Genomic DNA, 23,621 nt, shown 5'->3' with positions numbered 1-23,621 from the left:
ATGCTTGAACTGTGTTTGGACACGTCGGCCGGAGCCAGCGTGGCCGTGGTGGAGGACGGAGCGGTCCTGGCTCGGGCCCGGGAGGACAACCCGCGTCGCCACGCGGAGGAACTCGGGGTCCTGCTGGAGACGGTCTGCCGGGCGGCCGGCATTGACGGTCCGATCCGGCGTGCCCCCTGGGATCGGGTGTGTGTGGGCACCGGCCCGGCCCCCTTCACCGGGCTGCGGGCCGGGCTGATCACCGCGCAGGTCTTCGCCCGCACCGCCGGGGTGGAACTGTACGGCGTCCCCAGTTTGGCCATTGTCGCCCGGGGGGCGCTGGATTTGCTGCCCGACGGGCACGAGGTGCTGGCTGTGACCGACGCGCGGCGCCAAGAGGTGTACTGGGCCCGGTACCGGGCGGCCGGACCGAACGGGCTGGAGGAGTTGTCCGCGCCCGCGGTTGGGCGCCCAGAGTCGTTGGGGGCGCAGCTGCGCCAGGGTGACGCGGTCCTGGTTGGGCCCGGCGCCCACCTGGTTCGAGCCGTCCTGCCCGCCTCGGTCGGGCCGGTGGACGAGGCGGACGCGGCCGTGGCCTCCCGCCTGGTGGCAGCCGGGTTGGCTCGCGGGGAGGACCTGCCCGCTCAGCCCCTCTACCTGCGTCGCCCGGATATTCACGGGGCCCAGGCCTGACCGATGGTCGCCTACCGCCAGCTGGGGTTGGGTGACCTGGATCAGGTGGTTCGCCTCGAACAGGAGGTGTTCCCCCAGGAGGCCTGGTCCCCCGAACTGTTGGCCGAGGAACTGAGCGGGCCGCACCGCTACTACCTGGGTGCCTTCGAGGAAGGTGGGCAACTGCTCGGCTACGGGGGGATCGCGGGCGTGTGGGATGCCGACCTGATGACCCTCGGGGTGGTGCCGGCCGCTCGCGGCCAGGGGCTGGGGCGGGCCCTGACCGAGCAGCTGATCGAGGAGGCCCGCCAGCACGGGTGCGAGCGGATCTTCCTGGAGGTGCGTGCCTCAAACCGGGCCGCTCACGAGCTGTACCGGTCCTGCGGATTCATTGAGCTGGGCCGGGTGCGAGCCTACTACCGGCACCCGACCGAGGATGCACTCCGGATGGGGTTGGAGCTAGTCGGTCGGTGATTTTCGAAACGGTTCCTGTTACATAATCGGTGACGTCGGCGACACGAGTGTGGCCAGAATCATTGTGAGCTACGTCAGCTTTTCTGTTAATAAATGGCGATGACTCGCCGAAAAACGTTTCCGACCCCAAGGCAGGGGCCGCAGTCGGGCCGAGGTCCCACGGGTGCGGCTGGAGTCGCCGGTAACCTAACAGACATGGCCACAAAGACTGTCGCAACCAAGAAGCGGCGAGCATGGACCACGGGTGTGTTTATTAAACAGCTCATGGCCATCTCCGGACTCTTCTTCGTTCTATTCCTCCTGTTCCATGCCTACGGCAACCTGAAGATGTTCATCGGTCCCGAGGCGTACGACCACTATGCCGAATGGCTCAAGCACGACGCGTTCTACCCGATCTTCCCCCACGGTGGGTTCATCTGGGTGTTCCGCGTTGTCATGCTGGCCCTGATCCTGATCCACATCTTCGCGGCGTTCTACGTCTGGTACAACGCCAAGGTGGCTCGCCGCCACGGGTACGTGGTGAAGAAGACCGCGGTGGACGCCTACGCGGCCCGCACCATGCGGTTCAGCGGGGTGGCGCTCATTCTGCTGATCGTGTTCCACCTGCTGAACTTCACCACCCTGACCGTCAACACCTGGGGCGGGGTTGAGCCCAGCCCGTACGCGCGGATGGTGGGGACGTTCCAGAACCCGTTCATGTTCGTGGTTTATCTGGTGTTCATCCTGGTGGTTGCCGCCCACGTCGGGCACGGCTTCTGGTCGGCGTTCCAGACGCTCGGCTGGGTTCGCAAAGAGACCCGGCGGTTCATGGTTGGCCTCTCCGGAGTCATCGCCGCCATCATCTTCCTAATGTTCATGCTTCCACCGTTGGCAATTGCCACCGGGATGATCTCCTGAAAGCGGTGACGAAAACCAAATGAGTGATCAACTAGTTAAAGGTCTGTACCGGGAAGGTGCGGACATTGCCGACACGAAGGCGCCGATGGATGTGCCGTTGGCTCAGGCCTGGCAGGCCCGCAAAAACCACGTGGACCTGGTCAATCCCACCAACCGGCGGAAGCTGCGCATCATTATGGTCGGCTCCGGCCTGGCCGGTGGGGCCGCCGCTGCCTCCCTGGGGGAGCAGGGCTACAACGTAGACGTTTTCTTCTACCAGGACTCGGCGCGGCGCGCGCACTCGATCGCCGCCCAAGGCGGCATCAACGCGGCCAAGGATTACCGCAACGACGACGACTCCACCTACCGCCTCTTCTACGACACGGTCAAGGGCGGTGACTACCGTTCCCGGGAAACCAACGTTTACCGGTTGGCGGAAGTTTCGGCCAACATCATTGACCAGTGCGTGGCGCAGGGCGTGCCCTTTGCCCGTGACTACGGCGGCTACCTCGACAACCGTTCCTTCGGTGGGGTGCAGGTTTCCCGTACGTTCTACGCTCGCGGCCAGACCGGTCAGCAGCTGCTGATCGGCGCCTACCAGGCGTTGGAGCGCCAGGTGGCAGCCGGGACCGTCACCGAGCACCCGCGGCACGAAATGGTGGAGCTGATTGTCTCCGACGGTCGCGCGCGGGGGATCATCGCCCGCAACATGACCACCGGTGAGATGGAGACCCACCTGGCTGACGCCGTGGTGCTGGCCTCGGGTGGATACGGCAACGTCTTCTTCCTCTCCACCAACGCCATGGGCTGCAACGCTACTGCCATTTGGCGCGCATACCGCAAGGGCGCCTACTTCGGGAACCCCTGCTACACGCAGATTCACCCGACCTGCATCCCTCAGCACGGGGACCAGCAGTCGAAGCTGACCCTGATGTCGGAGTCGCTGCGTAACGACGGTCGGATCTGGGTGCCGAAGAAAGCCGAGGACTGCACCAAGGACCCGCGCGACATTCCCGAAGAGGACCGCGACTACTACCTGGAGCGGATCTACCCGGCCTTTGGCAACCTGGTTCCGCGCGACATCGCCTCGCGCCAAGCCAAGAACATGTGCGACGAGGGACGCGGGGTGGGTCCGGAAGTGAACGGGGCCCGCCGCGGCGTGTACCTGGACTTCGCCGAAGCCATCGAGCGCCTCGGACAGAAAGCCGTTTCGGACAAGTACGGCAACCTGTTCGACATGTACGAGCGGATCACCGGCGAGAACCCCTACGAGGTTCCGATGCGGATCTACCCGGCCGTTCACTACACCATGGGCGGGCTGTGGGTCGACTACGACCTGGAGTCGAACCTGCCCGGGCTGTACGTGGCCGGGGAAGCTAACTTCTCTGATCACGGTGCCAACCGGCTGGGCGCCTCGGCGCTGATGCAGGGACTGGCTGACGGCTACTTCGTTCTGCCGGCCACCATGTGCAACTACCTGGCTCACGCCTTCACCCTGCCCAAGCTCGACGAGAACCACCCGGACGTGGTGGCTGCTCGCGAGGCGGCCCAGGGGCGAGTTGAGAAGCTGATGTCGATCAACGGTAACCGCTCGGCCGATTCCTACCACAAGGAACTGGGCCACATCATGTGGGAGTACTGCGGGATGGAGCGGACCGAAGAGGGCCTGCGCAAGGGGATCGAGCTGATCCGCGAACTGCGTGAGGACTTCTGGAAGAACCTGCGCGTTCCGGGCAAGGCGGTTGGGGAACTGAACCAGTCCCTCGAAAAGGCCGGCCGCGTCGCCGACTTCATGGAGCTCGGCGAGCTCATGTGCATCGACGCGCTCCACCGCGAGGAGTCCTGCGGTGGTCACTTCCGCGCCGAGTCGCAAACCCCGGAAGGGGAGGCTCTGCGTCACGACGACAAGTTCCTCTACGTGGCCGCCTGGGAGTACCAGGGTGACAACCAGCCGCCCGTGCTGCACAAGGAACCCCTCGTTTACAAGAACATCGAGCTGAAACAGCGGAGCTACAAGTGAACCTGAAACTACGAGTCTGGCGACAAAATGGCCCGGATGCTCCCGGAGCCATGCACGAATACGAGGTGCGGGGCGTCTCCGAGGATTCATCCTTCCTGGAAATGCTCGACATCCTGAACGAGGAGCTGTTCGCTCGGGGGGAAGACCCAATCGCGTTCGACTCTGACTGTCGGGAAGGCATCTGTGGCCAGTGTGGCGTGGTGATCAACGGGATCGCCCACGGTCCGGAGCGGACCACCACCTGCCAGCTGCACATGCGCACCTTCAGCGACGGAGACACCATCACGATTGAACCGTGGCGGGCCGAGGCCTTCCCGATCATCAAGGACCTGGTGGTCAACCGGTCCGCGTTTGACCGGATCATCCAGGCCGGTGGCTACATCACCGTCAACACGGGTGCCGCCCCCGAGGCGCACTCGCAGCTGGTGCCCAAGCCGACCGCGGACCTCGCATTCAACGCGGCGGCCTGCATCGGCTGTGGTGCGTGCGTGGCGGCCTGCCCGAACGCCTCGGCGATGCTGTTCACCTCCGCTAAGGTGACCCACCTCGGCCTGCTGCCGCAGGGGCACCCGGAGAACCTGTCCCGCGTGGTCAACATGCTGAACCAGATGGAAGAGGAAGGCTTCGGCGGGTGCACCAACATTGGTGAATGCTCCGCAGTCTGCCCGAAGGAAATTCCGCTGGATGTGATTGCGACCCTGAACCGTCAGCTTGGAAAGGCTGTCATCAAGGGCGTCTAGTCAGCTGCACGGAGCGTCCCCCAGGTCCTTGATCTGGGGGACGTTTCTGTTTTGGGTGGGGTGGGCGGTGTTCTTGGTCTGAATGCTGGCAAACGTGGGCTGTTTGGGCCGGTTTGGGCGTGTGGGTGCGGGTTTTGCCAGTGTTTGGGTATGTTTGCCAGCGTCTGGTGTTGGCAAACGTGGTCAAGTGCTGGCAAACGTGGGCTGTTTAGGCCGGTTTGGGCGTGTATACCCTAGGTTTGCCAGTGTTTGGGCCGGTTTGGGCGTGCAGGCACTGGGTTTGCCAGGACTAGCTCACCCCTGCCAGCCTCCCGGCGCACCCGCACCAACACCCGCAGCCACCGCCGCGCCCAGCCCGCCTACGCCACGTAGGTCTGGGACAGGTCCATCGCAGTTCTTGGGCCAAAGTCCATGGGCGAGGGGGGAGCGCCCGCCTCGGCCAACGCCGACCCCAGGGCGGCAATCTGTGCGCCGTTGTCGGTGCACAGCTTCATTGGGGGGAAGCGCACCTCCACCCCGGCCTGATCCGCGCGCTCAACCAGCAGTTCTCGCAGGCGGGAGTTGGCGGCGAATCCGCCCCCGACCACGATGGTTGGGCAGTCGAAGTCCTTGGCGGCCTGAACTGCCTTAGCGGTGAGCGAGTCGTTCACCGACTCGGAGAAGGCGCGGCAAATGTTAGCGACCGCCTGCTCGCGGTCGTCCTCGCGGTCCTCCTCCGGGAGCGGGTTGGCGGCCAGGTAGCGCCCGACCGCAGTCTTGAGGCCGGAGAATGAAAAGTCGTAGGGGTAGCGGTCCTTTGCGTGCGCCAATCCGCGCGGGAAGGTGATCGCGTCCGGCTCACCCTGCCGCGCCAACCGGTCCACGTGGGGACCGCCGGGATAGGGCAGACCCAGGAGGCGCCCGACCTTGTCGAATGCTTCCCCGGCAGCGTCGTCCAGGGTGCCACCCAACTCGCGCACCGACAGGGCAATGTCCTCAATCAGAAGCAGGTTTGAGTGTCCACCGGAGGCCACCAGGCCGATGAACCGCTCCGGGAAGGGCCCGTCAACCAGCGCGTCCACCGCCAGGTGTCCGATCACGTGATTGACCCCGTACAGGGGCAGGCCGAGCGTGGCCGACAGGGTCTTCGCCGCACAGATCCCGACCGTCAGGGACCCAACCAGTCCGGGGCCAGCCGCCACCGCGAGGGCATCGACTTCATCCAGGGTGACGCCGGCGTCCTGCAGCGCCTGATCGAGCGTGGGCAGGAAGCTCTCCAGGTGAGCACGGGAAGCGATCTCGGGGATGATGCCCCCGTATCGCTCAAACTGATCCATGGAGGTGGCTGTGCACTGTCCCAGCAGCTCATCGCCGCGGACTACCGCCACCCCGGTCTCGTCACAGGTCGATTCAATTCCCAGCACTACCTTTTTTGCCACGACCCGAGTTTACGCCATCTACCGGGTTCCGCCTCGGGCAGCGTCCGCCCAGTGGGTATCGAGGAACTCTTCGGCTGTGAGGGGCCGATCCTCCTGCATCTCCGCGCGCAGGAGCGAGACCACCGCATCGAGGGGACTCTCGGGAACAGCGGCGGCCACTGCCCGCTGGCGAGTGTAGGAACCGCCCTTTTCGAGGATTTCCAACGCCAGCTCCAGCCCCGGCTCGCAGCCAAGTTCGCGGGCGGTGGGCCGCAGTTGCTCCACCAGGTTCGCGAGGGAGTCGCGCACGTGTTCGGTCTGGCCACTGGCGTTGGTGATCAGCTGCGCGTCGAGGCCGTAGCGCGCCGAACGCCACTTATTTTCTTCGATGAACCAGTCGGGTAGGCGCGGCAGCTCCTCGCCGGCGTCAACCAGGGACGAGCAGTAGTCGACCAGGGCGTGGGCCAGTGATGCACACGCCTCCACCTCGCGAATGTTTGAGCAGGCATCGAAAATCCTGATCTCAACTGTCCCCAGGTGGGGCGACGGGCGAATGTCCCAGCGGACCTCGTCGAAGGTTGAGATCACCCCCGCCTTCTTCATGTCGGCGGCGTAGCGTTCCAGCTCCTCCCAGTGGGTGAACTGGCGCGGAATCCCGGAGGTGGGCAGCTGCTGGAACACCATCGCCCGGTTGGAGGCGTAACCGGTGTCCTGGCCCGCCCAGTAGGGAGAGGAAGCCGCGAGTGACTGGAGCCGGCCGCCGTAGGTGAGCAGCGTGTTGATGATCGGGAGGACTTTTTCTCGCGACTCCACCCCGACGTGAACGTGGACGCCGTAGAGGAGCATCTGCCGGCCCCAGTACTGGGTGCGTTGGACCAGTTCCGCGTAGCGGCGAGAATCTGTCACTCGCTGGTAGGCGGGCTGGGCAAACGGGTGCGAGCCGGCCGCGGCGAAGTCGGCCCGAAGCTCGTTGGTTTTTGGGCGCAGGGAGGTGACCGCGAACCGCAGGTCGCGCATGCAGTCACTCACTTTCGTATGCGCGCCGGATGCGATTTCCACCGTGTTGAGCAGCATCTCCCGGTGCACGAGCGGTTTCAGTTCCGGGACCTGCCAGGCCTGCTTGATCACGGTGTTGGCAGCTTGACGCAGGTCGTTTGAATCCATGTCGACCAGCTGCAGTTCCCATTCCACCCCGACGGTGGATCGCTGGGAGGGGGCAAAATCGAGGTGGTTGGTGGCTTCTTCCAAGTCAGGCTCCCTTCAGACGCCGGGCAATAATCGCCCGGTGGGAAGATCCTACGCGGGTGGCGAAAACTACGACCGGGATGCCCGCCTTTTGTTGCCACTGCTTTTGGAGCTGGGCTGGATCCACGTCGGCTCCCCGCTTCTTGACCTCGACCGGTCCCGCCCCAAGCTCGCGGAGCTGGCGCTTGACCACTTTCGGGCGCAAGGCCACCTCCGCCAAGACTTCGAACCCGGTCCAGTAGGGCGAGTCGGTGGGGCTGGGCCCGGAGAGATAGGCAATTTTGGGGTGGACGAGGTGGGTGCCGGTTAGGTCTGCCAGCCGGGCCAGCAGGCCGGCGCGGATCACGGCCGGGTCCGGCTCGAACAGGTACTGCTCCAGGGCCCCCACCGGGGCGGGCGTCAGGGGAGCGTCCGGGGCGCACTCTTCCGAGAGGACGTCGATCGTGTGGTGGTGGTAGACCAGGGCCGAGCGGCCGGGGCCCTCCGGAGCCAACTGGGTGGACCAGAGCGAGGCTTCCACCAGGGCGCCGTCATAGGAGAGCCACTGCGCGTGGGAGCCGATCCCCAGGTAGTGGTGGTCGATGCCCGGAGCCAGTTTCACCCCGGCGGCCAGGCCCCACGAGAAGATCTCTGTCACCTTGTCCCAGGGGGGTGACCACTGTTCGGGCCGGAACAGGCGCCGGTCGTGGCTTCGCCGAGCCGGATCCAAGAACACTCCGTCCACCTCCGGTCGGGGCATGGTCATCACGTCAGCTTCGAGCACCTGAGTCTTCGGGAACTCGCGCAGGTTGATGGCCGCTGCGGCCAGAGCCTCTGGGTCCCGGTCCACCGCCAGCACCTCCAGGCCGGTGGTGGCCAACGCCAATGCGTCCGAGCCGATTCCGCACCCCAGGTCAGCCACGCGTTTGACCCCCGCGTTCGCGTATCGGAGGGCGTGCAGCAGCGAAACCTGAAAGCGGGTGGCCTGTTCGAGTCCGGCTCGGGTAAACAGCATGTGCTGGGCGCTCTCCCCAAACTTTCCGCGCGCCTCCGCTCGCAGTTGGAGCTGGGAGACTAGGGCCACCACCAGCTCCGGGTCGTGGCCGGCCTGGCGCAACGCCTGCCCAAGCTTGGGCCAGGTGGTTGGATCCGTGGCCGCCTCGCCCAACTCGGACTGGAGGTACTGCAGTTGCTGCCACGGTCCCGGCTGCGCCAGCAGCTGTACGGAGGATGTCATGGGTCTATCGTGACATACTCCCTCAGTGAAACTTGGCACTCAGGTTGTCAGAGTGCTAGTCGGTGCCTAAACTTGACATCAGAAGGCGGCCCAGCGCCGCATTCACTCTTCTAACCTGGCACCGCGACGACAGGGGCGAAGGACCGGATTTATCTAGACAGAAACAGAAAGGGAGTGCGACAGTGTCGATCTCCATTACTCCGCTTGAGGACCGTATCGTCATCCGCCAGGCCGAAGCCGAGCAGACCACCGCCTCTGGCCTGGTTCTGGTTGACTCCGCCAAAGAAAAGCCCCAGCAGGGTGAGGTGCTGGCCGTAGGCCCGGGCCGCATCGACGACAACGGCAACCGGATCACCGTCGACGTAGCCGTCGGGGACACCGTGATCTACAGCCGGTACGGGGGCACCGAAGTCACCGTTGACGGCGAGGAATACCTGATTCTCTCCGCCCGCGACGTGCTGGCCAAGCTGGGCTAACCAGACTAAAGCAAAACCCGGCTCCCAATTGGGGGCCGGGTTTTTTTTGGTGCCCGCTAGAGCCAGTCTTTCCGCTTGAACAGCGTGTACAGCACGACCGAGAAGACCACCATCAGCGCCACCGCGAGGGGATAGCCGAACACCCAGTGCAATTCGGGCATGTGGGTGAAGTTCATTCCGTAGATGGCGGCGACCAGGGTTGGGGCAAAGAGGATGGCAGCCCAGCCGGAGATCTTCTTCATGTCGTCGTTTTGCCGCTCGGCCACCAGGGTGGCGTTTACGCTCAGGATCTGAGAGAGGGAATCGCGCAGGGCTTGGCCGCGGTGCGAAGCGCGGGCCAACTCGTGCTCCAGGTCAGAGAAGAAGGTGGTCAGCTCCAACTGCCCAATCAGGTCCTCCAGGTGGGGCAGGATCCGCCCGAGAGCCCCCACCGCGTGCTGCAGTTCGATCACCTCCCGGGAGAGGCGGTAAATCCGTTCCGACACCCGCACGTTCGAGTTGAACACCTGCGACTCGATCTGCTCCAGGTCCAGTTCCAACCCGTCCAGGACCGGGTGGAACCCGTCGGTGAGGGTGGCGGTCAGCCAGTAGATGAACCCGCCCGGACCCAGGTTAGCCACCGCCTGCAAGTCGGCTGGCACCTGCTCGAAAGTACCGGTGAAAGGTTGCCCATCCAACCATTTGCCTTCGGGTAGCACCAGCACCACCTCGGTGCCGCGCTGAAGCAGTTGGACGGAGGACAGCTCAACGGCTTCCGTTTGATCCAGGTACTGGGTGGCGCGCAGGCACAGGTACAGGACGTCGTCGTAGCGTTCGCATTTGGGCTGGTGGGGCTCGTACAGGGCATCGCGTAGAACCGGGTGCAGGTTCCAGCTGTCAGCTAGCTCGCCGAGCTGGTGGGCAGTGGGCCTCGTCAGCACGGACACGCTTGTCGGGCCGATCGACCAGTGAGGGCTCATTTCTGCCTACTTTCCTACTCAATGCCGAGAAAAAGATGACCGTCCGGATCTGACGCAAATCCGGACGGTCACGATTCTATCGAGGCTAGGAAGCGGCGCGCCTCCCCAGGTAGATGCGGCGTTCCTCCTCGGTCATGCCGCCCCAGATTCCGTAGGGTTCTCGGGCAGAAAGGGCATGTTCACGGCACTGTTCGAGGACCGGGCAGGTGGCACAGATGGCTTTGGCAGCTGCGGCTCGTCGACGTCGGGCAGCGCCTCGTTCACCCTCTGGGTGGAAGAACATTTCAGTGTCTAAGTCGCGACAGACGCCGTCGTACTGCCAATCCCACTTTTCCATCAACGGTCCGGGAAGCCTGGAGAGATCCTTCACAGGTTCCATTCCTCTCTAATGAAGCAACTGTAGTTGCTATTTCATTTTGGTAGTACGACTTTACTCGACGGGCATTACATATGACAAGTTCATCGTTGATTGACTACAATAATCACTGTTGCCAAAACCGCGGCAACACGCCGTGAGCTGCCCGTTTGGACCCAAGAAGGCCCGTTTGTTAACAAATGAATGGCAAAAAAGGCGTTCAAGATACAGACAGTCGTCGAGTAGGTCTTGACAAGCGGGGCCGGGTGGCACTACGGGGACCCGGGTATGATGGAAGCGACCCCGCCAGACCAAAGGAGCCGCTGATGGATCGGATCAAAACCCCGCCCGCGTTGGACTACAGCCGGCAGTTTCCGGCGTTGCTCGAGTTTGCCACCGGGGCCCGGGTTGACAACGGGTTCGGCTACTTGGGGCCCGACGGTCAGGTGGTGCCCGATCGACCGGCCGAGCTGTGGATCACCTGCCGGATGACCCATGTCTTTGCCCTCGCGGACCTCCTGGGTTACCCCCGGGCGCGCGAACTGGCCGAACACGGCGTGCGTTCGCTCCGGGGGGCCTTCCACGACGACGAGTTTGGCGGCTGGTACTCGGCCGTCGCCCTGACCGGCAATCAGGTGGTGGACGAGTCGAAAGCGGCCTACGCCCACGCTTTCGTTATTTTGGCGGCCACCTCGGCCCTGGCGGCAGAAATTGAGGGAGCCGGCGACCTGCTGGCGGAAGCCCTGGACAATCAGGATCGGTACTGGTTCGAGCCGGAGGTCGGCCGGGTGCGCGAGTCCTGGAATCGGGAGTTCACCCGGACCGAGGACTACCGCGGAATCAACGCGAACATGCACACCACCGAGGCCTACCTGGCGGCGGCCGACCTGACCGGGGATGAGCAGCTCCTGCGCCGGGCTGTCGGGATCTTGCACTTCGTGGCCCAGCAGGCCGAAGTGCACCGGTGGCGGATCCCCGAGCACTTCACCGCCGACTGGCAGGTGCTGCCCGAATACAACGAGGACCAGCCGGCCCACCCGTTCCGCCCGTTCGGCGTCACCCCCGGCCACGGCTTCGAATGGTCGCGGCTGATGCTTCAGGCCCGCCAGTCGCTGGTGGCCCGCGGAGAGGAGCCGCCCGCGTGGATGCTCCGGGGAGCCCAGGAGCTGTTCCGCACGGCCGACGCCGACTCCTGGCAGGTCGACGGGGAGCCCGGCTTCATCTACACCACCGACTTTGACGGTCACCCGGTGGTGCGCGAGCGGATGCACTGGGTCCTGTGCGAGGCGGTGGGCGCCAACATCGTCCTGCAGCGGGTGCTGGGGGAGAACCCCGAGTTGGCCGACCAGTTGCAGATCTGGGGCGAGTACGCCGACCAGTTCCTGCTGGAGGCCCCGGGCCGTTGGTGGCACGAGCTGGATCCAAGCAACCATCCGGCCGAGCGGACCTGGCCGGGAAAGCCCGACGCTTACCACGTGGCCCAAATGTTGATTCTGCCACTTTTGCCCGCCAGTCCAGCGTTTGCAGCGGCTCTGAAACGCGGAAATATCGCCCCAATCGGGGACTAGGAGGCCCGGGCCACCTGCTGGGCTCTGGGCTTGCGTTGGCGACCGGTGACTAAGATAGGTTCATGGGGATCTATCGCGAAGACAAATTTGTTGGCACCGGACTAACCTACGACGATATTTTGCTCCTGCCGGAGCTCACTGACGTTATTCCCAGCGAGGTGAACACGACTGCTCGCCTCTCTCGCAACCTAACCCTGCGCATCCCGCTGGTCTCCGCTGCGATGGACACGGTCACCGAGGCGCGGATGGCCATTGCGATGGCCCGCCAGGGTGGGATCGGCATTATTCACCGCAACCTCCCGATTGCCGAGCAGGTGGATCACGTCCGCCGGGTCAAGCGGTCCGAGTCGGGGATGGTGCAGGACCCGGTCACCGTCTCCAAAGAGGCCACCATCGACCAGTTGGACGAGCTGTGCGGGCGCTACAAGGTTTCAGGTCTGCCGGTTCTGGACAATGACGGTCGCCTAATCGGCATCATCACCAACCGCGACCTGCGGTTCCTGCCCTCCAGCAAGTGGTCCACCACCACGGTGGGCGAGGTGATGACCCCGATGCCGCTGATCACCGCCCCGGTCGGGATTTCCCGCGAAGACGCGAAGGACCTGCTGGCCAAGCACCGGGTGGAAAAACTGCCCCTGATTGATGACCAGGGGAAGCTGGCGGGCCTGATCACCGTCAAAGACTTCGTCAAAACTGAGCAGTACCCCAACGCCACCAAAGACAAGGATGGGCGCCTCCTGGTGGGGGCGGCCCTGGGTTACTGGGGGGACACCTGGGAGCGGGCCGAGGCGCTGGCCGACGCCGGGGTTGACGTCCTGGTGGTCGACACCGCCAACGGGGGTGCGCAGTTGGCGCGGGAAATGATCACCCGCCTGAAGAATCACCCGGACTTCCAAAACATCGACATTATCGGTGGGAACGTCGCCACCCAGGAGGGGGCGCAGGCGCTGATTGACGCGGGAGCGGACGCCGTCAAGGTGGGGGTAGGACCCGGCTCCATCTGCACCACCCGCGTGGTGGCCGGCGTCGGCGTACCGCAGGTGACCGCTATCGACATGGCTGCGCGGGCCTGCTCCGCGGCCGACGTGCCCCTGATTGCCGACGGTGGCCTGCAGTACTCGGGCGACATTGCCAAGGCGCTGGCGGTGGGAGCCGACTCAGTAATGGTGGGTTCGCTGCTGGCCGGATGCGAAGAGTCTCCCGGCGAGCTGGTCTTCTCGGGCGGCAAGCAGTTCAAGGCGTACCGGGGAATGGGTTCCCTGGGGGCGATGAGCTCACGCGGGCGGAAATCCTATTCGAAGGACCGCTACTTCCAGGCGGAAGTCACCACCGACGACCAGCTGGTCCCCGAGGGGATTGAGGGCCAGGTGCCGTACTCAGGCACGTTGGCGAACAACGTGCGCCAACTGATTGGCGGCCTGCACCAGTCCATGTTCTACACCGGTGCCCGGACCATTCCCGAACTGCAGCAGCGGGCCCGCCTGGTGCGGATCACCTCGGCCGGCCTGCGCGAGTCCCACCCGCACGACGTGGCCATCACCTCCCAGGCACCCAACTACCGCAGTGCGGAGCGTGCCTCCTAAATCCAGTTCTGGTCGATGTGCTGCCGGCGACCCTGCTGGGACAGCCAGGCTTGGAACTCACGCGCCCAGCGGGCGTGAGCTTCGCGCTGGTAGTCGACCAGCTCCGGTCCACTCAGTCTGCCCAAACCCGGGTTCGCCTCTAAAATCGCGGCCATAAGGGTGACGGTCAACTGCGCGTCCACGTGCGCCTGATGCAGGTCGTCCGGCATCGGGATTCGGTAGGCCGCACACAGGTCCGCCAGGGTCCGTTTCCCGCGGCGCTTGCGCACCAGCTCCCGGTCGAGCACCAGCGGATCCAGGATGGGACCGGGGAAGCTTGCCAGGCGATCGGTGAGGGTGGGAACCCCGTGGCGGGCCGAGTCGGCTGCCAGGAGCGGCAGGTCGTAGGCCGCGTTGAAGACGATGATGGGACCGCCCTGGCTTAGGTGGGCGGCCAGGGTGGCGTTGATTTCCTCCAGCACCTCCACGGCCGGGCGCCCGTCGCGCACCGCCTGCTCAGTCGTGATGCCGTGGATCGCGGCGGCCCGATCGGGAATCGGTACCCCCGGGTTGGCCAGCCAGGTCTGGACCTGATCCGGGTCGGTGGAAAGGAAGCCACCGATGCGCACCACCGAGGCGGCGCTGACAATTCGGTCGCGCGTGGGGGAGATGCCCGTGGTCTCCGTGTCAAAGCCCAGCCAAGGGGCGGTTACCCAAGTGTTCATGGTTCCTATTGTGCCTGCCCCTCCGACAAGTGTTCTTCCCGCGGCCACCAACCGGTGCAAACCTCGGGCCAAAATTGGGGTTTGCTTCCGGGTCAGGGGACCAGTCCGTCCTGTCCCACCCCGTCCCACCAGGCGTCCCGGATCAACTCGTGTCCCAGCCGGCTGGGGTGCACCCCGTCCGGGGCCAGGTCGCCCCGCTCGTGCTGAGCGGTGGCCGCCTCGAACACGGGCAGCAACTCAATCAGGGGAGTGTCCGTGACCTCGGCCACCTGCCGGATCAGTTCAATCCGGTGCTCCAGGTCATCGACCATTTCGGCCTGCTCCTCATCCAGGGGCAGCAGGAACGGTCCCAGCAGCAGCACCTTCTCAAAACCGACCGCGCGCAGGCCGTCGATGGCGTCCATCAGATCGCGCATGAAGTCGGAGTCGGGGGTTACCTGGCCGGAATCGAAGCGACGCCAGGTGTCGTTGACCCCGACGTAAACCGTGGCCATCAGCGGATTGTCGACCGCCCGGACCTGTTCCACCTGGGCGGCCAGGTTCCGCGCCCGATCCCCGTTGACCCCGAGGTTCACCACCTCGACCCCGGTCCCGGCCACATCCTCGGCAATCATTGAGACGAAGCCGTCCCCCAGGGGCAAATCGAGATCTGGGTCCTGCCGGTTGGCGGCGGTGATGGAGTCTCCAAGGAAGACCAGGGTTGGTCGCGTCATGGCGGGGTCCTCTTCCAGTTGGATCAGTTGCGGTTACAGTTTACTAGGCGAGTCCCGGTTCCGAGGTGCCCCTGAGCGCAATCTGCTCCGCCGCCCTGCACCTGTCGGCTCTACCACTAGACTGGGATCATGGTTGAGGTCGAAATTGGCCGCGGCAAACGGGGCCGCCGCGCGTACTCGCTTGATGACATTGCTCTGGTGCCGGCCCGGCGCACCCGCGACCCGGAAGACGTCAGCGTCTCCTGGCAAATAGATGCCTACCACGTGGACATTCCCCTCCTGGCGGCGCCGATGGACTCGGTGATGAGCCCCCGGACCGCAATCGAGTTTGGCCAGTTGGGCGGCATCGGCGTGCTGGACCTGGACGGACTCTGGACCCGCTACGCCGATCCGGAACCGCTGCTGGCCGAGGTAGCCCTGCTGCCGGAACGGGAAGCTGCGGTCCGGCTGCAGCAGATCTACCAGGCTCCCATTCAAGACGAACTTATCTACCAGCGCCTGCAGGAAATCCGCGCCGCCGGCGTGGTAGTCTCCGGGCGCCTGTCGCCCCAGCGGGTGCTGCAGCACTGGCGAACCGTGGTCGAGGCGGGGGTGGACCTGCTGGTCATCCGCGGGACCGTGGTCTCGGCTGAGCACGTCTCTTCATTGCGTGAGGCCCTGAACCTCAAGCGGTTCATTTACGAGTTGGACGTGCCCGTGATCGTGGGCGGGGTGACCACCTACACGGCGGCTCTGCACCTGATGCGGACCGGCGCCGCCGGGATCCTGGTGGGGTTCGGCGGCGGGGCGGCGCGGACTACGCGCCAGTCGCTGGGCATTCACGCGCCGATGGCCACCGCCATTGCGGACATTGCGGCCGCTCGGCGCGACTACATGGATGAGACTGGCGGGCGCTACGTGCACGTGATTGCGGACGGTTCGGTGGGCGACTCCGGCAACATGATCAAGGCGATTGCCTGCGGGGCGGACGCGGTTATGCTGGGCGCGGCCCTGGCTCGGGCGGAAGAGGCGCCCGGACGCGGCTGGCACTGGGGGTCGGAGGCGACCCACCCGCAGCTGCCCCGGGGCCACCGCGCCCACGTCGGCACGGTCGGAACCATGAAAGAGATCCTCTACGGCCCCTCCGACCGGGCGGACGGGTCCCTGAACTTTGTCGGAGCCCTGAAACGAACCATGGCTTCGACCGGCTACTCCGAAGTGAAAGACCTCCAGCGAGTTGAAGTGGTCGTCAGCCCCTATCACGGCAGCGAAGACCCCCACCGAAAGGAACAAATATGACCGAATACCGGATTGAGCACGACACCATGGGTGAGGTGCGCGTACCCAAAGATGCCCTGTACGCCGCCCAAACTCAGCGCGCGGTGGAGAATTTCCCCATTTCCGGCCAGACCCTGAACCCGCATCACATTGCCGCCCTCGGACAGATCAAGCGCGCCGCCGCGCTGGCCAATGCCGAACTCGGGGTGATCGGGCCGGAGGTGTCGCAGGCGATTGTGTCGGCCGCTGACGAGGTGATCGCGGGTGACCACGACGACCAGTTCCCGATTGACATTTTCCAGACCGGCTCGGGCACCTCCTCGAACATGAACACGAACGAGGTGGTCGCGCACCTGGCCAGCGAACGGTTGGGTAGCCCGGTCCACCCCAACGACCACGTGAACGCCTCCCAGTCCTCCAACGACGTCTTCCCCTCCTCGATCCACATTGCCGCCTACCAGGCGGTGGAAGAGGTGCTGCTGCCCGGGCTTCAGGTGCTGCACGATTCGCTGGCGGCCAAGTCGGTCGAGTTTGCCGAAGTGGTCAAGTCCGGGCGAACCCACCTGATGGACGCCACCCCGATTACCCTGGGGCAAGAGTTCTCCGGCTACGCCCAGCAGGTGGCGTACGGGATGGACCGGGTGCGGGCAGCCCTGCCGCGCCTGGCGGAGCTGCCGCTGGGCGGAACCGCCGTCGGCACCGGAATCAACACGCCGGCGGGCTTCTCTGCCCGGGTGATCGAGCTGATTGCCCAGCACATGGGCCTGCCATTTGTCGAGGCGCACAACCACTTTGAGGCCCAGGCCGCGCAGGACTCCCTGGTTGAACTGTCAGGTCAGCTGCGGACGGTCGCGGTCTCCCTGGTCAAGATTGCCAACGACCTGCGCTGGATGGGTTCGGGTCCCCGAACCGGGATCGGTGAGATCGCGCTGCCCGACCTGCAACCGGGCTCCTCGATCATGCCCGGCAAGGTGAACCCGGTCCTGCCGGAAGCCACCATTCAGGTGGCAGCCCAGGTGATCGGCAACGACGCGGCCATCATGTTCGCCGGCTCCCAGGGCAACTTCGATCTGCTGGTGATGCTCCCGGTGATGGGAGCCAACCTGCTGCAGTCGATCAACATTTTGGGTCGGGTCAGCCAGACTTTGGCCACCCGGTGCGTGGACGGAATTGAGGCGAACCGGGAGCAGTGCCTGCGCTACGCCCAGTCCTCACCTTCGATTGTCACCCCGTTGAACCGGCTGATTGGCTATGAGAACGCAGCCAAGATTGCCAAGCATTCGGTGAAGGAGAACCTGACCGTGCGCGAAGCCGCGGTTGATCTGGGATTTGTGGCCCGTGGTGAGATCACCGAGGCCGACCTGGATCGGGCCCTGGACGTGACGACCATGACCGGACAGAACTAGCGGGTGGCGCTCCGCTGGGCCAACACCAGGAGCAGGGCAATCAGCACCAGCGCGGTGCCTAGTTGCAGCACCAGGTAGGTGGTATCCCTGATCAGGGCGGACCAGGCGGAGCCGCCAGCCTGCAGCAGGCAGATTACGGCGGCGGTCCCCACGAAGGGGGCCGCCGCTCGGTGCGCCCGGTCCCATTTTTGCTCGTTGGCGCGAACGGCGTCACCGCGCAGACCCACCGGGGACCCAAACGGAATCTGGCCGTCCTTCGCCCGCCACGCCCAGACGCCGAACAGGCCGGCAAACCAAGCGAACAGGGCCGTAGCCAGCAACCCCCAAAACACGCTAGCGTCCCTCCAACAGTTGCAGCCAAGCCTCAGAGGACGCGTCGGACGGCATCCGCCACCCGGCCCGGGGCGACAGTGAGCCAGCCGGCATTACCGCCGGGCCGTCGGGTCCCGCCTCCCGCTTGAACTGGTTCGCGAAGAACCGGCGGAAAAAGACTCCGAGCCAGTGCTCGATCTGCTCGGCGGAGTACTTCTCACCCCAGGCCCGCTGGGCCAGGTAGGAGATTTTGTCCGGGCCAAAGCCGAATCGCAGCAGGTAGGACAGGGTGAAGTCCTGCAGCTCGTACGGGCCGATCAGCGACTCGGTGGTTTGACCGGGAATGAGTTCCGGCGAAATCTCCGTAGCCAAAATCGCCTCGAGCACCTCGGCCAGTTCACCGGTCGCACGGGCGGCCAGCACCTGCTGAATCACAGTCTTCGGGATGCCCGCGTTCACGCCGTAGTGGCTCATCTGGTCGCCCACCCCGTAGGTGCACCAACCCAGGGCCAGCTCGGACAGGTCCCCGGTGCCCACCACCAGGCCCCCGTGCAGATTGGCCAGTCGGAACAGGTAGTCGGTTCGCAGCCCGGCCTGCACGTTCTCAAACGTAACGTCGTACTGTTCGGTGCCGCTCGCCACCGGGTGGCCCAGCTCCGCCAGCATGGCCTGCGCGGTCGGCCGAATGTCCAGCTCGCTGAAGCTGACTCCCAGAGTCCGGCTCAGCACCTCGGCGTTTTGCCTGGTCGAGCTGGAGGTGCCAAACCCGGGCATGGTGTACGCCAGAATGTCCGCCCGCGGCCGACCCAACTGGTCCATGGCCTCGCAGCAAACCAGCAGCGCCAGGGTTGAATCCAACCCCCCGGACACGCCCAGGATCAGTTTTGGCGTCCCAATTGAGGTCATCCGGCGCACCAGGGCCGCCACCTGAATTTGGATGACTTCCTCCGGCTCGTCCACCCGGAACGGGAACCGGGGGATGTCCCGCGCCAGCTCCGCGTCCGGCAGGGGGCCGAGCGTCGTCTCCACCACCAGGTCGGGCTCCTGACTCCAAGCCTCGGAGTGGGTGGCCGGGCTCCGACGGGCCCGCAGTTGACCCAGCGCCTCCACGTCAATGTCCGCGTAGGTGAGCTGAGAGCTGCGCTGCCAGCGGGTGCCCTCGGCCAGCACCTGACCGTGTTCAACGATGACGGCGCTGCCATCCCAGGCGCCCTCGTTGGTCGACTCCCCGAAGCCGGGTTGGACCGAGACCAGTGCCGACCCGGACAGTTCCGAGGCGGCCCGCAGCCGGTCCACCCGGCGGCGGTACGAGTCGACCCGGACGGATTCCCAGCCGGGGTAGAGCCAGACGGTGGCCGGCCCCGCCGGGGTGGTTTCCAATTGGGCCTGCCCCAACACGGCCCCGACGCGCAGGCCGGGGACGTCGGTGAACTCAAACTCCAACGCGCCCACCGGGGCCGCGCCGAGCGCCGGAGGCAGGGCCGGATCCAGATTCGCCTCGGTGGAGAACAGGTGGACCGAGTCCGCCGGCGGCGTCTGGTTGGGGCTCACCCCCAGGATCTGCCCCCGCTGAATCCACACCAGGCAGTCCGCGACCCGGCCGTCGACCAATAGGGGCGCGCCCACGGCCAGGAGCGGGCGCAACTCGGAGCTGGCCGCACGCACCGCCTCCAGGGCTTGCTCCACCTCGTCCAACAGGACCCGCTGGTGGAACAGGTCGCCCGCGCTCACCCCGGTCAGGGTGAGGGCGGGGAATGCCACCACGGCCGCGCCCGCCAGGTGGGCCTGCTGGGCAGCCGCCACCACCTCGCGCGCTGTCGCCTGCGGCCGAGCCAGGTGGACCGGAATCGAAGCCGCGGCCACCCGGACGAACCCGTGCTGGTACAGGCTCACGGCTACACCAGCGTCATGGCCTGCGTGGCGATCGCAAGCTCTTCATTGGTGGGAACGACCATCACCCGGACCGAGGAGTCGCGGCGCGAAATGGTCGTGGCCTCCCGCGGGCGGGTGTTGTTGGCTTCCTCATCCAGGATGACGCCGAAGAACTCCAGGCGCTGGCAGACTTCCCGGCGCAGGTCGATGTCGTTCTCGCCGATCCCGGCGGTAAACGTGATCACGTCGACGCCGCCCATTTCGGCAGCGTAGCCACCGATGTACTTGACCAGGCGGTTGATGTAGATTTCCAGCGCCTCCCGGGCCCGCGGGTTGCCCGAGCGGGCCATCTCGCGGACGGCTCGCATGTCGTTGTCGCCGGCCAGGCCGCGCAGGCCCGACTTCTTGTTGAAGAGGTTGTCGACCTCGGACACGCTCATGTTGGCGACCCGCTGCAGGTGGAACACGACCGCCGGGTCAATATCGCCGGTGCGGGTCCCCATCACCAGGCCCTCCAGCGGGGTCAGACCCATGGAGGTGTCCACCGCGCGCCCCGACACGATGGCCGAGGCGGAAGCGCCGTTGCCCAGGTGCAGCACGATCTGCTTCAGCTCCTTGTCGCCCAACACCTGGGTGACCCGCGTCGAAACGTACTGGTGGGAGGTGCCGTGGGCGCCGTAGCGCCGGATGGAGTAGCGCTCCGCCACGTCCCGATCCAGGGCGTACAGCGCCGAGGAGTTGGGCAGCTTCTGGAAGAACGCCGTGTCGAACACCGCCACGTTGGGGATGCCCGGCAGGAGCTTCTGGCAAACCTCGATGCCCTTCAGCGCGGGCGGGTTGTGCAGCGGAGCCAGGGAGGACAGCTCGCCAATTAGGCGCTTGACCCGGTCGTCGATCAGCGTGGGGCCAGAGAAGTAGCGCCCGCCCTGGACGATCCGGTGGCCGATCCCGACAATGTGGGCCTCCTCAAACTGGGGGCCAATCTCCTCGAACAGATCCAGCACCTGCTGGAGGGCGGCCTCGTGGTTGGGGACCGGCTCGTTGATCGTCACCTCTTTGAGGGAGTACCGGTGGTGAATGGTGCTCATTTCCTCGCCGATCCGTTCGACCAGGCCCGACGCCATGGCCACGCCGATCGAGGGGTCAACCAGCTGGTACTTGATCGAGGAGGAGCCAGAGTTGATGACAAGGATGGTCTGGGGCATTAGTTCTGTCCTTCTGCTTGAGCCTGGACGGCGGTGATAGCAACGGTGTTGACGATGTCTTCCACGAGGGCGCCGCGGGAGAGGTCATTGACCGGGCGGCGCAGGCCCTGCAGGATCGGGCCGACGGCCACCGCGTTGGCGCTGCGCTGGACCGCCTTGTAGCCGATGTTTCCCGCGTTCAGGTTCGGGAAAATCAGGACGTTGGCCTGGCCGGCGACCGGTGAGTTGGGGGCTTTGGCTTGGCCCACGACCGGGTCCACCGCGGCGTCGTACTGGATTGGGCCCTCCACCGGCAGGTCGGGGGCCAGCTCGCGCACCCGGGCGGTGGCGGCGGTGACGGCTTCCACGTCCGCTCCGGCTCCGGAGCTACCGGTGGAGTACGACAGCAAAGCCACCCGCGGTTCCAGTCCGAACTGGCGGGCGGTCTGAGCGGTGGAAACGGCGATTTCAGCCAGCTGATCCGGGGTGGGATTCGGGTTGACCGCGCAGTCACCCATCACCAGCACCCGGTCGGACAGCAGCATCAGGAACGCGGAGGAGACCAGGGAGACGCCCGGGGCGGTCTTGATGATCTGGAAGGCGGGCACGATCGTGTCGGCCGTGGTGTGGATGGCGCCGGAAACCATGCCGTCCGCATCGCCCAGCTGCACCATCATGGTGGCGAAGTAGGTGACGTCCTGGACTTTAGCGCGAGCCTGCTCCAGCGTGACCCCTTTCTTGGCCCGCAGCCGCGCAAACTCGGCCGCGTACTTCTCGACCAGGTCCGGCTGGTGGGGTGAGACGATCCGGGCCCCCGAAATGTCGAGGCCCAGCTGGTCGGCCCGGGCCTGCACGGCGCCGGCTTCGCCCACCAGAACAATGTTGGCCACCTGCGCGGCCAGCAGCTCGGCGGTGGCCCGCAAAACCCGGTCGTCCTCCGGTTCGGGCAGCACAATCGTCTTCCGGTTGGCGCTGGCCCGAGCCAGCAGGTCGCCCTGGAACATGAGGGGGGTGACCACGCTCGGGTCGGCTCCGGTCACCTCGGCCAGTTTCTCCGAGCTCAGCGGCGGCTCAATTGCGGGGATCCCGCCCAGCTGGAAGTCCAGTCCACGGGCCCCGGAGACGACCAGGCCCCCAACGGTTGCGTGGTGGCGGGCGGCGCGGCGACCGAACTCAGCCGCTTCCGCCTCGATCAACTCTGCATTCATTCCGGTGCCGTCGATCAGGGCCAACACCTGTGCACCCGTGTTGGCGGCCACGTCCAGGTTCCAGCCGGTGACGTCGAAGCTGGGGGCGGGCACCCCGTCCACGCCCTTGATCAGGACCGTGTCCGAGGAGTTGGAGCGGATGGACACGGCCACCTCGGCCAGGGCCTGGTTCGGGTCGGCGATCACCCGGGTGAACTTGAGGCCGGCAAAGGCATCCAGTTCGCTAAAAGTTTGACCACCCGTCGACTGTGAATGGGCGGCCAGCAGCTGAGAGATTTCGTGAACTAGTTGCGTATTTAGCGGGGAGCTCCCCGTGCCCATGACCAAAATTCGGGACGACACTGTATGTTCCTTACTCCGGCTCCGAGGCGTGCCTCGAAACGTTGGTTTTTACCGTATGTTGCAGAGGTCAGTTCCCATCGTAGTCGCCTCACCATTGGAGTTGGGGGGCCGGCCGTGAGGGTTTCCCCACGTGATAGCTGAACCATCGACCCTGGTTGGCGCTAACATGTCACTATCGGGAAGACACAAAGGGGCGCCATGACAACCCAGACATCGCAGCGAAACGTTGCCCTGGCTCTGGGTGCCCTGGCCCTGCTGGCGCTCGTGGTCGGGTTTGTGGCCCTGCAGTCCTGGGCGATGCAGCGCACCGGAGACACCCAGATGAACGGGGCCGCGGTGGCCCAAGCTGACGAAAGCCCGTGCGATCCGGACGGGGACGACCGGTGCCGAATGTTCGAAGCTGCCGGCGTGCTGGACGCCTACTGGCAAGCGCAGTTGGGTGAGCATCAGAGCCCCGGACTGGTGGTGTTCCGCCAGGCGACCGACTCGCCCTGCGGGGTCGCCTCGGCCGCCACCGGACCCTTCTACTGTCCCGCGGATCAGACCATCTATCTGGATGGTAATTTCCTGGCCACCCTGCGTGAGGACTATCCGACCGGGCAGCTCGCCCAAATGTACGTCCTGGCCCACGAGTGGGGTCACTTCCTGGCCGGACCCAGTGACGTGGCGGAGCTGCGGGCGGACTGCTATGCGGGGGCGTGGATAGCCGAGGCTTCCACCGGGCCGGATCGGTACCTGCTTCCGGTGACCGATCGCCGGCTCCAGGCAGCGCGGAAGGCAGCGGCCAGCGCGGGCACCGCATTCACCCAGAGTGAGCTCGGGGTCACCCCGGAGTCATTCGCCCTTTCAGGTGAGCGCCAACACTGGCTGGAGCAGGGCCGCACCCAGGGGCCTGGCGTCTGCGATTTCACCGGTGCGGACTGAGCCGTCAGGCGGTTCGCAACCCGATGGCTTCGAGGGAAATCCTGAGCTCTCCCTCAAAGTCAAATCTGGCCTCACCGGGCAACCGCTGAGCATCTGCTGGGCATAAGGCGCCGACCTGCGCAAATGCCTGATAGGGTGA

At 65.5% G+C, this 23,621-nt stretch carries 22 protein-coding genes; 11 read left to right on the top strand and 11 right to left on the bottom strand.

Translation table 11 applies throughout. From position 1 onward, the window contains the following. From tsaB to SAC06_RS08215, 5 genes are all read left to right on the top strand, one after another. A complete protein-coding gene (gene tsaB / locus SAC06_RS08235) occupies positions 1 to 672 on the top strand; it encodes a tRNA (adenosine(37)-N6)-threonylcarbamoyltransferase complex dimerization subunit type 1 TsaB (RefSeq protein ID WP_350257818.1) in 672 nt (223 codons plus the stop codon). A 3-nt stretch (positions 673 to 675) separates the two neighbouring features. Continuing rightward, positions 676 to 1,125 (top strand): ribosomal protein S18-alanine N-acetyltransferase, encoded by a 450-nt coding sequence (rimI, locus tag SAC06_RS08230; RefSeq protein WP_350257817.1) that lies wholly within the window; start codon positions 676 to 678, stop codon positions 1,123 to 1,125. Positions 1,126 to 1,320: 195 nt separating this feature from the next. After that, positions 1,321 to 2,022 carry a succinate dehydrogenase cytochrome b subunit gene (locus tag SAC06_RS08225; RefSeq protein ID WP_350257816.1) on the top strand — a complete coding sequence of 234 codons (702 nt, stop codon included), beginning with the start codon at positions 1,321 to 1,323 and terminating at the stop codon, positions 2,020 to 2,022. Between the two features lie 19 nt (positions 2,023 to 2,041). Continuing rightward, entirely contained in the window at positions 2,042 to 4,021 is a 1,980-nt protein-coding gene (locus tag SAC06_RS08220; RefSeq protein WP_350257815.1) for a fumarate reductase/succinate dehydrogenase flavoprotein subunit, read from the top strand. Further along, positions 4,018 to 4,761, top strand: a complete 744-nt coding sequence (locus SAC06_RS08215; protein WP_350257814.1) for a succinate dehydrogenase/fumarate reductase iron-sulfur subunit — start codon at positions 4,018 to 4,020, stop codon at positions 4,759 to 4,761. Before SAC06_RS08220 ends, SAC06_RS08215 begins: the two co-directional genes overlap by 4 nt. A gap of 359 nt (positions 4,762 to 5,120) precedes the next feature. On the opposite strand, the gene tsaD is transcribed toward SAC06_RS08215, so the two are convergent. The 3 genes from tsaD to SAC06_RS08200 are packed head-to-tail and all read right to left on the bottom strand — an operon-like array spanning position 5,121 to position 8,619. Further along, on the bottom strand, positions 5,121 to 6,179 hold the full coding sequence (gene tsaD / locus SAC06_RS08210; RefSeq protein ID WP_350257813.1) for a tRNA (adenosine(37)-N6)-threonylcarbamoyltransferase complex transferase subunit TsaD: 1,059 nt from the start codon (positions 6,177 to 6,179) through the stop codon (positions 5,121 to 5,123). 18 nt (positions 6,180 to 6,197) lie between these two features. Next, positions 6,198 to 7,406 (bottom strand): glutamate--cysteine ligase, encoded by a 1,209-nt coding sequence (locus SAC06_RS08205; RefSeq protein WP_350257812.1) that lies wholly within the window; start codon positions 7,404 to 7,406, stop codon positions 6,198 to 6,200. 1 nt (position 7,407) lies between these two features. Continuing rightward, positions 7,408 to 8,619, bottom strand: coding sequence for a THUMP-like domain-containing protein (locus SAC06_RS08200; protein ID WP_350257811.1), 1,212 nt, complete (start codon positions 8,617 to 8,619; stop codon positions 7,408 to 7,410). 182 nt (positions 8,620 to 8,801) lie between these two features. Here SAC06_RS08200 and groES point away from each other — a divergent pair, with 182 nt between their 5' ends. Further along, the gene (groES, locus tag SAC06_RS08195) at positions 8,802 to 9,095 is read left to right on the top strand and encodes a co-chaperone GroES (RefSeq protein ID WP_350257810.1); all 294 of its coding nucleotides are present in this window, start codon (positions 8,802 to 8,804) and stop codon (positions 9,093 to 9,095) included. Positions 9,096 to 9,151: 56 nt separating this feature from the next. Here the strand turns inward: groES and SAC06_RS08190 are convergent, their stop codons facing one another. Together SAC06_RS08190 and SAC06_RS08185 are read right to left on the bottom strand one after the other, a co-directional pair. Then, on the bottom strand, positions 9,152 to 10,054 hold the full coding sequence (locus SAC06_RS08190) for a magnesium and cobalt transport protein CorA (protein WP_350257809.1): 903 nt from the start codon (positions 10,052 to 10,054) through the stop codon (positions 9,152 to 9,154). 85 nt (positions 10,055 to 10,139) lie between these two features. After that, complete coding sequence (locus tag SAC06_RS08185) at positions 10,140 to 10,424, bottom strand: WhiB family transcriptional regulator (RefSeq protein WP_350257808.1); 285 nt, start codon at positions 10,422 to 10,424, stop codon at positions 10,140 to 10,142. A 311-nt stretch (positions 10,425 to 10,735) separates the two neighbouring features. Here SAC06_RS08185 and SAC06_RS08180 point away from each other — a divergent pair, with 311 nt between their 5' ends. Both SAC06_RS08180 and guaB read left to right on the top strand, forming a co-directional pair. Further along, positions 10,736 to 11,977, top strand: coding sequence for an AGE family epimerase/isomerase (locus tag SAC06_RS08180; RefSeq protein WP_350257807.1), 1,242 nt, complete (start codon positions 10,736 to 10,738; stop codon positions 11,975 to 11,977). Positions 11,978 to 12,039: 62 nt separating this feature from the next. Continuing rightward, positions 12,040 to 13,560 carry an IMP dehydrogenase gene (gene guaB / locus SAC06_RS08175; protein ID WP_350257806.1) on the top strand — a complete coding sequence of 507 codons (1,521 nt, stop codon included), beginning with the start codon at positions 12,040 to 12,042 and terminating at the stop codon, positions 13,558 to 13,560. Here the strand turns inward: guaB and SAC06_RS08170 are convergent. Both SAC06_RS08170 and SAC06_RS08165 read right to left on the bottom strand, forming a co-directional pair. Next, complete coding sequence (locus SAC06_RS08170; RefSeq protein WP_350257805.1) at positions 13,557 to 14,264, bottom strand: exonuclease domain-containing protein; 708 nt, start codon at positions 14,262 to 14,264, stop codon at positions 13,557 to 13,559. The two genes, guaB and SAC06_RS08170, sit on opposite strands and share 4 nt — an antisense overlap. 92 nt (positions 14,265 to 14,356) lie before the next feature. Continuing rightward, a complete protein-coding gene (locus SAC06_RS08165; protein ID WP_350257804.1) occupies positions 14,357 to 14,977 on the bottom strand; it encodes an SGNH/GDSL hydrolase family protein in 621 nt (206 codons plus the stop codon). A gap of 126 nt (positions 14,978 to 15,103) precedes the next feature. Here SAC06_RS08165 and SAC06_RS08160 point away from each other — a divergent pair, with 126 nt between their 5' ends. Further along, positions 15,104 to 16,255 (top strand): GuaB3 family IMP dehydrogenase-related protein, encoded by a 1,152-nt coding sequence (locus SAC06_RS08160; RefSeq protein ID WP_350259180.1) that lies wholly within the window; start codon positions 15,104 to 15,106, stop codon positions 16,253 to 16,255. Then, a complete protein-coding gene (locus SAC06_RS08155) occupies positions 16,252 to 17,640 on the top strand; it encodes a class II fumarate hydratase (RefSeq protein WP_350257803.1) in 1,389 nt (462 codons plus the stop codon). Before SAC06_RS08160 ends, SAC06_RS08155 begins: the two co-directional genes overlap by 4 nt. Here SAC06_RS08155 and SAC06_RS08150 read toward each other — a convergent pair. From SAC06_RS08150 to pta, 4 genes are read right to left on the bottom strand one after another with little or no spacing between them, the layout of a single operon-like run. Beyond that, the gene (locus tag SAC06_RS08150; RefSeq protein WP_350257802.1) at positions 17,637 to 17,972 is read right to left on the bottom strand and encodes a hypothetical protein; all 336 of its coding nucleotides are present in this window, start codon (positions 17,970 to 17,972) and stop codon (positions 17,637 to 17,639) included. The two genes, SAC06_RS08155 and SAC06_RS08150, sit on opposite strands and share 4 nt — an antisense overlap. A gap of 1 nt (position 17,973) precedes the next feature. Beyond that, positions 17,974 to 19,845: an NAD(+) synthase gene (locus SAC06_RS08145; RefSeq protein ID WP_350257801.1), complete on the bottom strand. Its 1,872-nt coding sequence runs from the start codon at positions 19,843 to 19,845 to the stop codon at positions 17,974 to 17,976. A 2-nt stretch (positions 19,846 to 19,847) separates the two neighbouring features. Next, positions 19,848 to 21,029 (bottom strand): acetate kinase, encoded by a 1,182-nt coding sequence (locus SAC06_RS08140; protein WP_350257800.1) that lies wholly within the window; start codon positions 21,027 to 21,029, stop codon positions 19,848 to 19,850. Beyond that, positions 21,029 to 22,558 (bottom strand): phosphate acetyltransferase, encoded by a 1,530-nt coding sequence (pta, locus tag SAC06_RS08135; protein ID WP_350257799.1) that lies wholly within the window; start codon positions 22,556 to 22,558, stop codon positions 21,029 to 21,031. Before pta ends, SAC06_RS08140 begins: the two co-directional genes overlap by 1 nt. A gap of 198 nt (positions 22,559 to 22,756) precedes the next feature. Between pta and SAC06_RS08130 the strand changes: the two genes are divergently transcribed. Next, positions 22,757 to 23,482 (top strand): neutral zinc metallopeptidase, encoded by a 726-nt coding sequence (locus SAC06_RS08130; protein ID WP_350257798.1) that lies wholly within the window; start codon positions 22,757 to 22,759, stop codon positions 23,480 to 23,482. Positions 23,483 to 23,621: the final 139 nt, after the last annotated feature.

This window comes from Scrofimicrobium sp. R131 (assembly GCF_040256745.1).
GTDB lineage: Bacteria > Actinomycetota > Actinomycetes > Actinomycetales > Actinomycetaceae > Scrofimicrobium > Scrofimicrobium appendicitidis.
Note: the sequence above shows the minus strand (reverse complement) of the source record. Positions and strands in the feature narration are given on the sequence as shown.